The sequence below is a fragment of the Rhodoferax lacus genome, from assembly GCF_003415675.1.
Taxonomy (GTDB): Bacteria; Pseudomonadota; Gammaproteobacteria; order Burkholderiales; family Burkholderiaceae_C; genus Allorhodoferax; species Allorhodoferax lacus.
The window spans coordinates 25,197-36,982 of sequence record NZ_QFZK01000012.1; the positions used below are offsets into that span (position 1 = coordinate 25,197).

Genomic DNA, 11,786 nt, shown 5'->3' on the forward strand with positions numbered 1-11,786 from the left:
CTCAGTCCATATGAAACATGCAGGGCAAGGCTTCGACCACGGGCGAGCCGTCGGCATTGCTCTGCATGATGTCGCCCATAAAGGCCCACCACTTCTGCATCACCGGGTGCTGCGGCAGGGTTTCCATGGTGTGGCCGGGCAGGCGGTGCAGCACGGCAAACAGCACGTGGTGCTGGGCATCCATGTAGATGCTGTAGTCACGCACACCTGCCTCTGTCAGCAAGGCCTTGAGCTCGGGCCAGATGGCATCGTGGCGGCGCTGGTACTCGGCCACCTGCCCCTCATGCAGGAACATGCGAAAGGCAATTTTTTCGGTCGGGCTGGCAGTACTCATGCGTGCGCTCCTTTGCGTTTCAGGAGGCGTGGCAACACCATGGAGACAATCAGCAAGATGCCAATCACCATGGACATCACGATGCCGGTGACATTGGCCATGCCCATGCCAAAGGTGAACAGGCCCAAGAGCAGCACCGCCAGCATGGTGCCCACAATGCTGCCGCGCCCGCCCTCAATGGCCACACCACCCAGGATGACCATGGTGATGGCGTCCAGCTCCCAGCCCATGGCGATATTGGGCCGCGTGCTGCCGATGCGCCCGGTCAGCAATATGGCGGCCACAGCAGCCATCAGCCCGGCAAACACAAACAGCAAGAAGCGGTAGCGGTCGGCCTCGATACCGGAAAAGCGTGCGGCTACCGGGTTGGCGCCAATGGCGTAAACGCGACGACCCATCACCGTGCGGTGCAAAAACAAACCCACCGCAACCGCAAAGACCATCAGCAACACGAACTCGATGGGGATGATGAGCCAGCGCACACCGATCACCTCGCCGATATACGCATTGCCCAGGGTGGAAAACACCTCCGGGTAGCCCGAGATGCTCTGGTCCCCCAGCGCCACCAGGGCCAGGCCCCGGTAGAGCGAGAGCGTGCCGATGGTCACCACAATCGAGGGCAACTTGTAGCGTGTGACCAGGACGCCGTTGACGGCCCCGGCCACGCAACCGGTGAGCACTGCAGCAGCGCCTATGCCCACAGGCCCGGCACCAGCGCGCATGGCGTAGCCCATGGCCAGCGAGCACAGGGCCAGGATGGCGGCAATCGACAGGTCGATTTCACCGCAGACAATCAGCAGGGCCATGGCCAGCGCCAGGATGCCCTTCTCGCTGAAGTTGAAGGTGCTGTCGGCCAGCGTGTCCGCGCTCATGAAGCCGGGCTGGCTGATGCCAAACACCACCAGCAACACCACCAGCAGTGCCAGCAGCACGCGTTCCCAAGTGTTCCAGGCCTTCATGCCGCTGCTCCCTGACGTTCCAGAATCTGGCGGCCCGCACGCCGCTGCGAGCGCGCATTGACCGCCACCGAGATCAGAATCACCGCGCCCGAGATGGCTTGCTGCCAGAAGGGCGAGACCTGTATCACCGGCAGGGCCCCATTGACCACGCCAATGAACAGCACGCCCAGTGCCGCACCCAGCACGCTGCCCACACCGCCGCCAATGCTCACGCCACCAATCACGCAGGCAGCCACCACGGTGAGCTCATAGCCCGCAGCGAGCTCGGTGTAGGCGATGGAATAGCGCCCCACCCACAGAAGACCGGCCAGCCCTGCCAACGCACCCGAGAGCGTGTAGACCAGACGCAAACGTGCCGGCACATTGATGCCCACATAGGTGGCCGCATGCGGGTTGCCGCCCAGCGCGTAGATCTCGCGCCCGGCGCAGCGCAGGTTCAGGAACACGGCGCTGAGCGCCAGCACCACCAGGGCAAACCACACCAGCGCGGGCAAGCCCAGCCAGACTTCGCGCGGAAGGCCCTTGATGGCCACGTGAATATCCTGGTCCGAAATCCAGGCACCCTTGCTGGCCACAAAGATGGCGCCGCGGTAGGCCGAGAGCGTGCCCAGGGTCACCACAATCGGCGGCAGGTTGAAGCCGGTGATCAGCCAGCCGTTGATGCTGCCCAAGAGCGCCCCGATAGCCAGTGCCAACGCAATCAGCACCACGATATCTACCCCGGGAAAAGCCTTGCCCACCAGCGCACAGGCCATGCCGGTGAGCGCCAGGTTGGAGGCCGCCGAGAGGTCAATGCCGCGGGTCAGCAGCACCAGCATCTGGCCCATCACCAGGATGGCCAGGATGGCCGAGTCGTTGGCAATGTCCAGGCCGTTGCGCCAGGTCAGGAACACCGGCGCGCGGGCGCCCACGGCCAGGGCAATGACCACGATGATGAGCAGCAGCAGCCACTCACGTCGCACGGTCCTTGCGTTTTTCTTGAGCGTGTTCATGCGTGGGCTCCCATTGCGGCCAGCGCGTGTTCGCTGGAGCCATCCAGCCCGGAGGCCGCGGCCACAATCGCCTCGGCCTGAATGGCTTCACCGGCAAATTCCGCCACCTGCAAGCCGCGGCGCATGACGATGACGCGGTGTGCCAGGTGCGTGACCTCGGGCAACTCAGAAGACACCAGGATCACGGCCAACCCTTCCTTCACCATCTCGGCAATCAGTTGGTAGACGGCCTGCTTGGCGCCCACGTCAATGCCCTTGGTGGGCTCGTCCAGAATCACGATTTTGGGGTCCAGCCCCAGCCACTTGGCGATCACCACCTTCTGCTGGTTGCCGCCCGACAGGCCCGACAACAAGGTGTGGGGTGATGCGGTCTTGATGTGCAGGCGCTCGGTCATGCGCTGGCACAGGGCCGACTCTTTGATGGCTGAGAGCCACGGCCCGGTGGCAAACCGCGACAAGCCCGCCAGGCTGATGTTGTCCTGCACCGAAAAACTCAGAATGCCGCCCTGGCGCTGGCGCTCTTCCGGCACATAGGCAATGCCTGCGGCAATGGCGTCGCCGGGCCGCTTGGCGTCGAGCTTCTGGCCCAGCACGGTGAAGTCGCCCGAGGCTTGTGGGTTCAGGCCCATGATGGCCAGCATGGCCTCGCTGCGTCCGGAGCCCACCAGGCCGTAAAAGCCCAGGATCTCGCCACGGCGCAGGCTGAAATGCAGGCCTTGGAATTCAGTGGGGTGCGACAGGTTCTTCACCGTCAGCACCTCGTCGCCGGGGGTGGCGTGGATGTGCGGATAGATCTGGTCGATCTCGCGCCCGGCCATCAGCCGCACCAGCTCCTGTTCCGTGGCATCGGCAATCGCGCCCGTGCCCACGGCCGCGCCATCGCGCAGCACCAGGTAGCGATCGGCCACAGCAAAAATTTCGTCGAACTTGTGGGTGATAAAGATCACGCCCACGCCCTGGTCGCGCAGCTTGCGCACGATGCCATAGAAGTCGCGGATCTCGGCCTGCGAGAGTGCTGCGGTGGGCTCATCCAGAATAACCACCAGTGCCTTTTGCGAAAGCGCCCGGGCTATCTCCACCAGATGGCGCTCGGCCAGGCTCAGGTCTTTGACCAGGGTGGTGGCGGTGAAGCGCGCACCGATGTCGTCGAGCACGGTCTGGGCCTGGGCGTTCATGGCGGCCCAGTGCACAAAGGGGCCGCGCATCAGGTGGCGGCCCACAAAAATATTTTCGGCCACGCTGAGTTCTTCGAACATCACCGTTTCCTGGTGCACGGCCAGAATGCCGGCGGCCTGCGAGTCCTGCGCGTTGGTGAAGCGCTGGGGCTGGCCCTTGAGCTGGATGGCGCCCTCGTCCATGGGCACCACGCCGGTCAGCATCTTGACCAGGGTTGACTTGCCCGCGCCGTTCTCACCCACCAGGGCCAGCACTTCACCGGCGCGCAGTTCCAGGTCCACCCCGCGCAGGGCGCGGGTGGCACCATAGCTTTTGTGCACGCCGCAGAGGCTTAGCAACACTTCAGACATGTAGCGAATTCCAGTTTTGCAATAAAAAGGGCAACCCCACCCAGGCAGGGTTGCCCATCCATTTAACCAACCATTCAGCCGATTCAGAAGAACTTGGCGAACTTCTCGACGTTGGAGGCGTCATAGGTGAAGGGCTTGGCCATGGGGGCTTCGCTGTTGGCATCCAGTGTTACCGAGCCCACACGGCCCAGGGACACCACCTCACCGGGCTTGCCCGTGACCTTGCCGGAGACAAACTGGCTGGCGGCCATGACGGCAGCGTAACCAAAGTCAATCGGGTTCCAAATGGCAAACGACTTCACGGCGCCGCTCTTCACGTGGCCAGCCATCTCGGAGGGCAGGCCCAGACCGGTGACATAAATCTTGCCGACCATTTTCTCGTCTTGGACGGCCTTGGCGGCAGCGGCCACACCCACGGTGGTGGGGGCGATGATGGCCTTCAGGTTGGGGTAGCTCTTGAACAGGCCCTGGGCTTCGCGGTAGCTCTTGTCGGTCTGGTCATCACCATACACCACGCTGACCAATTTGAGGCCCTTGTAGGCAGGCTGGGCCAGGACCTTCTTGGCTTCCTCGATCCAGATGTTCTGATTGGTGGCCTGCGCGGTGGCGGAGAGGATGGCGACTTCGCCGGTGTTGCCAATGGCGTCCTGGGTCATGGTGACCAGCTTCTCGCCGATCAGCGCATTGCTGGAGGCATTGAGCTGCATCATGCGGCCGTCTTTGCGCACGCCCGAGTCAAACGAGATGACCTTGATGCCGCGTTCCATGGCGCGCTTGAGGCTGGGTGCCAGGGCGTCGGGGTCGTTGGCGGAGATGACGATGGCAGAGACCTTTTGCGCGATCAGCGAATTGACGATCTCGATCTGGCCTTCGGCCGTGGCCTTGGCCGGGCCGGTGTAGATCACCTCGACGTTTTTGAGTTCCTTGGCGGCTTCCTGTGCGCCCTGGTTGGCGGCGTCAAAGAAGCCGTTGCCCAGGCTCTTGACGACCAGCGCGATCTTGTCGGCGGCCAATACGGGGCTGACCAGCGCGGCGCTGAGTGCGACGGCCAACAGGGTCTTCAATTGCTTTTTCATACGTGTCTCCTGGATGTTGTTACTGCAAAAATGGCCCACAAAAATGTCGGGCCGGTCTCGATGCCTGCCGCTGTGAACACCACAGCAGCATGGGACTCGATGGGGGTGGAACACCTGCTCACGCAAGCGCCCTTACACAATGCCGCCGCTGCCGCCTACCACCGCCGGGCGGTCCTTGGCAACTTGCTGGCGGTAGCCGCTGGCGCGGTAGGCGCCAATCGGGTCTATGGCACCACCGGCTTCTGCGCGCACACGCTGCAGGATGGGGGTGACGTTGGTCTCAAAGCCGCGCTTCAAGGCACGGCTGGCCATGAGGGCGTCGTTGGCGGTTTGCGCGGCATCGAGCTCGGCGCGGTCCACGATCAGGGCCTGGGCATAGCTTTGCTGCACTTGGGCGGCGCTACTCATCAGGCTCTCGATCGGGTCGGTGACGTTGTGGCTCTGGTCCAGCATGTAGGCCGGGTCGAACCCGGTGACGCCTTCATGCGCGGCCGACACCAGTTCGTTGAACACCAGGAACAGGCGGTAGGGGGCCACACTGCCTGCATCCAGATCGTCATCGCCGTACTTGCTGTCGTTGAAGTGGAAGCCCGCGAGCTTGCCCGCGGCAATCAGGCGCGCCACGATCATCTCGATGTTGACGTTGGGCGCGTGGTGGCCCAGGTCCACCAGGCACTGGGCCTTGGTGCCCAAAGCACTGGCTGCCATGAAGCTGCTGCCCCAGTCCTGGATCACGGTGCTGTAAAACGCCGGCTCGCAGATTTTGTGTTCCAGGAACATGCGCCAGTCACCCGGCAGCGCGGCGTAGATCTGGCGCGTGCTCTCCAGGTAGCGGTCAAAGGCGCGGCGGAAGTGCTGCTGGCCGGGGAAGTTGCTGCCGTCACCCACCCACACGGTGAGCGCCTTGCTGCCCAGCTTCTGGCCAATCTCGATGCACTCGATGTTGTGGGCCACGGCCTGGGCGCGCGTAGCAGCGTCGGCGTGCGTGAGGCTGCCAAACTTGTAGCTGTGCGACTGGTCCTTCTGGTCGGAAAAGGTGTTGGAGTTCATGGCATCAAAGCCCAGGCCGTAGCTGGCGGCCGTCTGGCGCAGCTCGCTCCAGTCCGAGCACTTGTCCCAGGGGATGTGCAGGGACACGGTGGGTGTGGCGCGGGCCAGTTGCTGGATCACGCCGCAGTCCTGCAGCTTGTCGAACACGTGGCGCGGCTCGCCCATGCCCGGAAAACGGGCGAAACGGGTGCCGCCTGTGCCCACGCCCCAGCTGGGGATGGCCACGCCGAAGGATGCCACTTGCGTTTTGATGGTGTCGATATCGATGTTGCGGCGGGCCAGTTGCTCGCCCAGGTATTCGTAGTCGGTATCGGCGTGGCGTTGCAGTGTGGCGTTGTGGGCCAGGATCTGGTCTTTGGAAATAGGTGCCATGGTGGTCTTGTGTTCCTGTGTTCTTGTGTTCTTGTACTGCTTAGCGCGTGAAGGCGGCGAGGTTACCCGCATCCACATTGAGGATGTTGCCCGTGCTCTTGGCGCTCAGGTGTTCGGCACAGAAGAAATACGTGGCTTCGGCAATGTCTTCGGGGAACACGCTGCGCTTGAGCATGGAGCGGTCACGGTAAAAGGCTTCCAGGTCCTGCTCGTCCACCTTGTTGGCCGCAGCCCGCTCCTGGCTCCAGGTGCCGGTCCAGATTTTGCTGCCGCGTATCACCGCATCGGGGTTGACCACATTGCAGCGGATGCCCAGCGGTGCGCCTTCGAGTGCAAAGCTGCGCGAGAGCTGGATCTCGGCCGCCTTGGCCGCGCAGTAGGCCACGGCCTGGTTGCTGGCGACCATGCCGTTCTTGCTGGCAATGAAGACCATGGAGCCGCCCTGCCCTTGCGCCTTCATCAGGCGGAAGGCTTCGCGGCCCACCAGGAAGTAGCCGGTGGCCAGAATGCTCTGGTTGCGGTTCCACAGGGCCAGCGTGGTGTCTTCAATCGGCGCGGCCGAGGCAATACCGGCGTTGGACACCAGAATGTCCACACCGCCAAATTCGATGGTGGCTTGGGCATACGCCGCCATGACGGACGCTTCGCTGGTGACATCGCAGACCACGCCGCGCACCACGTCTTTACCGTACTTTTTGGACAGCTCGGCCACGGTGGTGTCCAAGGCTGCGGCATCAATGTCCAGCAGCACGGTGCAGGCACCTTCCTGCAGCTGGCGCTCCACAATCGCGCGGCCAATGCCACCGGCACCACCGGTGACCACCGACACCTTGCCCACCAGGGGTTTGGCTTTAGGCATGCGCTGCAGCTTGGCTTCTTCAAGCAGCCAGTATTCGATGTCAAAGGCCTCCTGCTCGGGCAGGCCCACATAGGTGTCCACCGCGTTGGCGTCGCGCATCACGTTGATGGCGTTCACATAGAACTCACCCGCAATGCGGGCCGTGGCCTTGTCCTTGGCAATGGACACCATGCCGATGCCGGGCAGCAGGATGATGACCGGGTTGGCATCGCGGATGGCGGGGCTGTTGGCGCGCTTGCAGCGTTCGTAGTAGGCGGCGTAACCGGCGCGGTAGGCCACCAATTTGCTTTCCAAGGCTTCCGCCAGGGCTTTGCCTTCCAGGGCATACACCGCCTCTTCCACCAGCATGGGGCAGATCTTGGTGCGCAGGAAATGGTCGGGGCAGGAGGTGCCCAGGGCGGCCAGGGGTGCCAGGTCCCGGCTGTTCACAAATTCCATCACCGTGGCCTGGCGGTCCACATGCAGGAGCTTGTGGCCGGTCTTGCTGGCAAGACCGCGCAGCACGGGCAACAGCTTGGCCAGCGTGGCATCCTGCTCGGCCACCGGTAGCGCGGCGCGGGCCACGCCGCCAAAGCTGGCCGCACCCTTGGCCGCACTCTCTTTGGCCAGCCAGTTCTGCGCATGCTCGATCACGCCCACGGTGTTCTCGTAGCAGGACTTGGCGTCCGCCCCCCAGGTGAACAGGCCGTGACCGGCCAGCACCAGACCACGCTGCTGCGGGTGCTCTGCCTGGTAGCGTTGCAGCATCAGGCCGAGCTCAAAGCCGGGCTTGCGCCAGGGCAGCCAGCCCACCGTGCCTTCAAATATTTTCTTCGTCAGTGCTTCGCTATTGGCCATGGCCGCAATCGCAATCACCGAGTCCGGGTGCATATGGTCCACATGCGCAAAGGGCAGGTAGGCGTGCAGGGGCGTGTCGATGCTGGCGGCGCGCGGGTTGAGGTTGAAGGTGCAATGCGGCAGGTAGGCCACCATTTCGTCTTCATGCTCCGGGCCGCGGTAAATGCCTTGCAGGGCCTGCAGCTTGTCCAGGTAGAGCGTGGAAAAGCCGTCGAGCTTCATGGAGCCCACATCGCCGCCCGAGCCCTTGACCCACAAGACGGTCACATCCTGGCCGGTCAGCGGGTCTTGTTGCACGATCTTGGCCGAGGTATTGCCGCCGCCGTAGTTGGTGATGCGCAGGTCCGAGCCCAGCAGGTTGGAGCGGTACAGCAGCAAGCCAGACGCATCCAGCGTGGCGGCGTGGCTCTGGTTCCAGGTGGGAAAGGGTGCGGGTGCGTGGGTGGATGTCATGGTGTCGGTAGTGCTGAAGATTGGGGTGGACTGTAGACAGCCCACGCCACAGGCGCCACGCATATATTTTTATGAAACCGATAAGCAATGCTGATACATTGCCAGCCAGAGCGGCGCGCCACAGGCAAGCGCCGTACGGCCTGTACTCCCAGGCACGCACACAGGGTCTACCACCGCGGGAAAACACCAATGAAAGCCAAACCAGGCAAGCCTTCTGGCAGCGCAACAAACTCAGGGATTTCCCGCCTGAAGAATCTGACCCTGCGCCAGCTGCGCCTGTTCGAGGCCGTGGCCAGCCACCTGAGCTACTCGCGCGGCGCCGAGCAGATGAGCGTCACACAACCGGCCGTGTCCATGCAGTTGCAGCAGATGGAGGCCGACCTGGGCCTGCAGCTGCTGGTCAAGCAGGGCAAGAAGATCACGCTCAGCCAGGCCGGTGAAGAGATGCTGCGCCACGCGCGGCGCATCCTCAACCAGGTGCAGATCGCCGAGGAAGCGGTGGCCGCCTTCCACATGACCGAGGGCAGCAAGGGCGGCCTCCTGCATCTGGGCGTGGTGCCCACGGCGCATTACTTTGCACCCAAGCTGCTGATGGCTTTTGCCAAGGAGTGGCCGGGCCTGAAGTTCAAGCTCACGGTGGACCGGCGCGATGCCATTTTGTCCATGCTGCAGGAGCACCAGCTTGATGTGGCCATTGCCGGCTACCCGCCGTCTGAGGCCGATGTGGAGGCCGAAACCTTTGCGCAGCATCCGCATTGCATCGTGGCTGCGGCCGACCACCCTTTGGCGAAGAAGCGCCGCATCTACTGGGATGCGCTCAAGGACGAGCCCTTTATCTTTCGCGAACCCAAGTCCGCCACGCGCCAGTTTTTTGAACACCTGGTGCAGGCGCAGGCGCTGCAGGTGAAAGTGTCGATGGAACTCTCGGGCAACGAGACCATCAAGCAGGCGGTGATGGCGGGCATGGGCATCAGCTTTTTGTCGGCGCACACCTTCCAGATTGAGTTGGAGGCCGGGCGGCTTGCGGTGCTGCATCTGGACGATATGCCCAAGATGCTGGACTGGTGTTTTCTGCACCGGCGCGACTCTTTGTTGGCCGGTGTGAACGGTGCTTTCAAGGACTTTGTGCTGGCCCACGGCGCACGTTTTGCACGTTGCCGCATGTAGCCGCATTGCAGGAAACAGACACTGCGCTGCACGCCTGCATCGCGTTTGGTAGGGGATAGCGCACGTTTACACGATAATCGCCCGTGACGCGCGTATGACACGGCTCAGTATCTGCGTTTTATTTTCGACACCGCCGAATAAACCAAAAGGAAATCAACATCATGGCAACTGCAAAAAAATCCGCTCCCAAGGCTGCAACCAAGGCCGTCAAAGCGGCTCCTGCGAAGGCCGTCAAAGTGGTGGCAAAGCCCGCCGCCAAGCCCGCAGTGAAAGCTGCTGCCAAGCCAGCTGCAAAGCCCGTGGCCAAGAAGGCTCCCGTTGTGTCGAAGGCTGCCAAGGCCATCGCCAAGATCAATGGCAACCTGGCCAAGCTGAACGAACGCAAGGCCAAGCTCAGCGCTGAAATCGCAGCACTGAAAGACCAGCGCACCGCACTGAAGGCCGCTCCCGCTGCCGCTCCTGCTGCTCCCGCCAAGGCTGTGAAGGCTGTGGCCAAGAAGGCTGCCAAGGCCAAGTAAGCGTTAGTCCGTCAGACCGCGCCTGCGGTCTGACGGTACGGTCTCAGTGCAACGCTGAAGATCCAGATCCGAATTCAAGACACCTGTTGCCGCGCACTGCGCAACAAGTCATTGCGCGTATAGGGCACCACGTGACCCGACAGATTCAAAGCGACGCGGGTTACCAGGGAATGGGATTGCGAGGCCTGCATTTGGGCTGGCGTGATGGACATCCAGGCCAGCAGTGCCAGCGGCACAAATACCGGCATGCGCAGACTGCCCGCACGCGATACGGCCAGCACCGCTGCCGTGACTGCAGCCCCCACCAGCAAGCCCGCCACCACTTCCGACCAGGAATGCGCGCCCACCGCAATGCGGCTCACACCCACCAGCAAGGCCAGCGCACAACCCAGCAACAGGGCCCGTCGCAGCCCAGCGCGTGTGTCCCCCGCCAGAAAGGTCACCATCAGCATGGGATAGATGGAAGCTGCAAACATGGCGTGACCGGACACGCCGGTGAAGTTGATGGACGCAAAGCCCAGCCCCCAGCCAATGAAGGCAATCTTGCTGGCCGCAGTGACCAGAATGGCCATGGCAATCAGCCCCATCCAGACCACAGCCAGGCGGCGTTTGCCTTGCTGGAAGAACAGCGCGATGGCGGTCAGCACGGCCACTGGCAGCAGGATTTCGGCTTCGCCCAGGCGGGTCAGAAGTTGCCAATACGGCAGGGTGTGCAAGGCGTCCAGAAAGTTCATGGTTTTGATTTTACGGGGCCACCCTGCTGGCGGTTTTTGTGTGTGCCTATTGCGGCACCAACCCTTTCGCACTCTGTGTCATACATTTGCCGCGTTGTTTGTTTTGCGTCAGCCTGAAACGGCCCAACTGTCCCACAATGGCAGTTCAGAAATGAATCAGGAGCAGGAACCATGACCCGCAAAACAGACCGGCTAGAAGCGCTTGCCAGTGATCTGGCAAGCCGCTATGGAGAAAGCGATCCCCTGGTGCAAAGCGTGCGGGAGGCTATCCCCAAGCGCCGGGCGGCTGTCCCGGCCGGGCCCAGGATCAATAACGCCGAGAGAAGATTCCACAAGCAAGGCCCGATGGCCCGCAGCAAACAGTCAGACGCGCACGTCTGAGTTTGCGCTTACACGTAACTCAGGTCACGCAGGTCGTGGCGCAGTTCCGAGCGGGTATGGCCTTTGGAATGCAGGCTGACCAGCAGTTCCAGGCGCCTGCGCAATGACACCAGGGTCTGCACCGTAGCCAGACCCAGCTCGGCCCCCTTGCCTTTTTTCTGCACCAGCGCAGGGTAGTCCCACAGGGCAGTCTCTGGCTGGCCCGGCCACATGGGGTGGTCCCCGGCGGTGCTGGCATCCAGAGAAATCACAAAGTCCATACGCGGCGCACCATTGCGGGTGAACTCGGTCCAGGGCTTGCAACGCAAATCCTTGGAAGGTATGCCCGTGGTTTGCAGGGCCAGCAGGGTCCAGCTGCTGGGCGCTTCAGCCACCTTCCCCGGCACGCCGCAAGAAAAAACCTTGAAGCGGTTTTTGCCAATGTTTCTCAGGCAGGCTTCAGCCAGAAGGCTGCGGCAGGCATTGGTTTCGGAGACAAAAAGTACGTTGGTAAGCGACCGGTGCATGGGCCTATCTTAAGCTTGCGGC

At 62.7% G+C, this 11,786-nt stretch carries 12 protein-coding genes; 3 read left to right on the top strand and 9 right to left on the bottom strand.

Annotated elements, in window-relative coordinates; genetic code table 11:
- Position 1: 1 nt before the first annotated feature.
- The 7 genes from DIC66_RS16365 to DIC66_RS16395 form a co-directional block, all read right to left on the bottom strand.
- Positions 2–334, bottom strand: a complete 333-nt coding sequence (locus tag DIC66_RS16365) for an L-rhamnose mutarotase (RefSeq protein WP_117179152.1) — start codon at positions 332–334, stop codon at positions 2–4.
- Positions 331–1,293 carry an ABC transporter permease gene (locus DIC66_RS16370; RefSeq protein ID WP_117179154.1) on the bottom strand — a complete coding sequence of 321 codons (963 nt, stop codon included), beginning with the start codon at positions 1,291–1,293 and terminating at the stop codon, positions 331–333. The genes DIC66_RS16365 and DIC66_RS16370 overlap by 4 nt, the downstream gene beginning before the upstream one ends.
- Positions 1,290–2,285, bottom strand: coding sequence for an ABC transporter permease (locus tag DIC66_RS16375; protein ID WP_117179156.1), 996 nt, complete (start codon positions 2,283–2,285; stop codon positions 1,290–1,292). Before DIC66_RS16375 ends, DIC66_RS16370 begins: the two co-directional genes overlap by 4 nt.
- Positions 2,282–3,811: a sugar ABC transporter ATP-binding protein gene (locus DIC66_RS16380; RefSeq protein WP_117179158.1), complete on the bottom strand. Its 1,530-nt coding sequence runs from the start codon at positions 3,809–3,811 to the stop codon at positions 2,282–2,284. Before DIC66_RS16380 ends, DIC66_RS16375 begins: the two co-directional genes overlap by 4 nt.
- Positions 3,812–3,894: 83 nt before the next feature.
- Positions 3,895–4,887 (bottom strand): rhamnose ABC transporter substrate-binding protein, encoded by a 993-nt coding sequence (rhaS, locus tag DIC66_RS16385; protein WP_117179160.1) that lies wholly within the window; start codon positions 4,885–4,887, stop codon positions 3,895–3,897.
- Positions 4,888–5,019: 132 nt separating this feature from the next.
- Positions 5,020–6,309 carry an L-rhamnose catabolism isomerase gene (rhaI, locus tag DIC66_RS16390; RefSeq protein WP_117179162.1) on the bottom strand — a complete coding sequence of 430 codons (1,290 nt, stop codon included), beginning with the start codon at positions 6,307–6,309 and terminating at the stop codon, positions 5,020–5,022.
- Positions 6,310–6,349: 40 nt separating this feature from the next.
- A complete protein-coding gene (locus DIC66_RS16395) occupies positions 6,350–8,458 on the bottom strand; it encodes a bifunctional rhamnulose-1-phosphate aldolase/short-chain dehydrogenase (protein WP_117179249.1) in 2,109 nt (702 codons plus the stop codon).
- Positions 8,459–8,647: 189 nt separating this feature from the next.
- Between DIC66_RS16395 and DIC66_RS16400 the strand changes: the two genes are divergently transcribed.
- Positions 8,648–9,625, top strand: coding sequence for a LysR family transcriptional regulator (locus tag DIC66_RS16400; protein WP_233505966.1), 978 nt, complete (start codon positions 8,648–8,650; stop codon positions 9,623–9,625).
- Between the two features lie 161 nt (positions 9,626–9,786).
- On the top strand, positions 9,787–10,143 hold the full coding sequence (locus DIC66_RS16405) for a histone protein (RefSeq protein WP_117179164.1): 357 nt from the start codon (positions 9,787–9,789) through the stop codon (positions 10,141–10,143).
- 74 nt (positions 10,144–10,217) lie between these two features.
- Here the strand turns inward: DIC66_RS16405 and DIC66_RS16410 are convergent, their stop codons facing one another.
- Positions 10,218–10,877, bottom strand: a complete 660-nt coding sequence (locus tag DIC66_RS16410) for a phosphatase PAP2 family protein (protein ID WP_117179166.1) — start codon at positions 10,875–10,877, stop codon at positions 10,218–10,220.
- 171 nt (positions 10,878–11,048) lie between these two features.
- On the opposite strand from DIC66_RS16410, the gene DIC66_RS16415 reads away from it, so the two are divergent.
- Entirely contained in the window at positions 11,049–11,258 is a 210-nt protein-coding gene (locus DIC66_RS16415) for a hypothetical protein (protein WP_117179168.1), read from the top strand.
- 8 nt (positions 11,259–11,266) lie between these two features.
- On the opposite strand, the gene DIC66_RS16420 is transcribed toward DIC66_RS16415, so the two are convergent.
- Positions 11,267–11,764 (bottom strand): arsenate-mycothiol transferase ArsC, encoded by a 498-nt coding sequence (locus DIC66_RS16420; protein WP_117179170.1) that lies wholly within the window; start codon positions 11,762–11,764, stop codon positions 11,267–11,269.
- Positions 11,765–11,786 lie beyond the last annotated feature (22 nt).

What these genes read in the sequence shown, in the direction of transcription:
- DIC66_RS16365 (WP_117179152.1), bottom strand. Translation starts at nt 334, where the DNA reads ATGAGTACTGCCAGCCCGACCGAAAAAATTGCCTTTCGCATGTTCCTG.
- DIC66_RS16370 (WP_117179154.1), bottom strand. Translation starts at nt 1,293, where the DNA reads ATGAAGGCCTGGAACACTTGGGAACGCGTGCTGCTGGCACTGCTGGTG.
- DIC66_RS16375 (WP_117179156.1), bottom strand. Translation starts at nt 2,285, where the DNA reads ATGAACACGCTCAAGAAAAACGCAAGGACCGTGCGACGTGAGTGGCTG.
- DIC66_RS16380 (WP_117179158.1), bottom strand. Translation starts at nt 3,811, where the DNA reads ATGTCTGAAGTGTTGCTAAGCCTCTGCGGCGTGCACAAAAGCTATGGT.
- rhaS (WP_117179160.1), bottom strand. Translation starts at nt 4,887, where the DNA reads ATGAAAAAGCAATTGAAGACCCTGTTGGCCGTCGCACTCAGCGCCGCG.
- rhaI (WP_117179162.1), bottom strand. Translation starts at nt 6,309, where the DNA reads ATGGCACCTATTTCCAAAGACCAGATCCTGGCCCACAACGCCACACTG.
- DIC66_RS16395 (WP_117179249.1), bottom strand. Translation starts at nt 8,458, where the DNA reads ATGACATCCACCCACGCACCCGCACCCTTTCCCACCTGGAACCAGAGC.
- DIC66_RS16400 (WP_233505966.1), top strand. Translation starts at nt 8,648, where the DNA reads ATGAAAGCCAAACCAGGCAAGCCTTCTGGCAGCGCAACAAACTCAGGG.
- DIC66_RS16405 (WP_117179164.1), top strand. Translation starts at nt 9,787, where the DNA reads ATGGCAACTGCAAAAAAATCCGCTCCCAAGGCTGCAACCAAGGCCGTC.
- DIC66_RS16410 (WP_117179166.1), bottom strand. Translation starts at nt 10,877, where the DNA reads ATGAACTTTCTGGACGCCTTGCACACCCTGCCGTATTGGCAACTTCTG.
- DIC66_RS16415 (WP_117179168.1), top strand. Translation starts at nt 11,049, where the DNA reads ATGACCCGCAAAACAGACCGGCTAGAAGCGCTTGCCAGTGATCTGGCA.
- DIC66_RS16420 (WP_117179170.1), bottom strand. Translation starts at nt 11,764, where the DNA reads ATGCACCGGTCGCTTACCAACGTACTTTTTGTCTCCGAAACCAATGCC.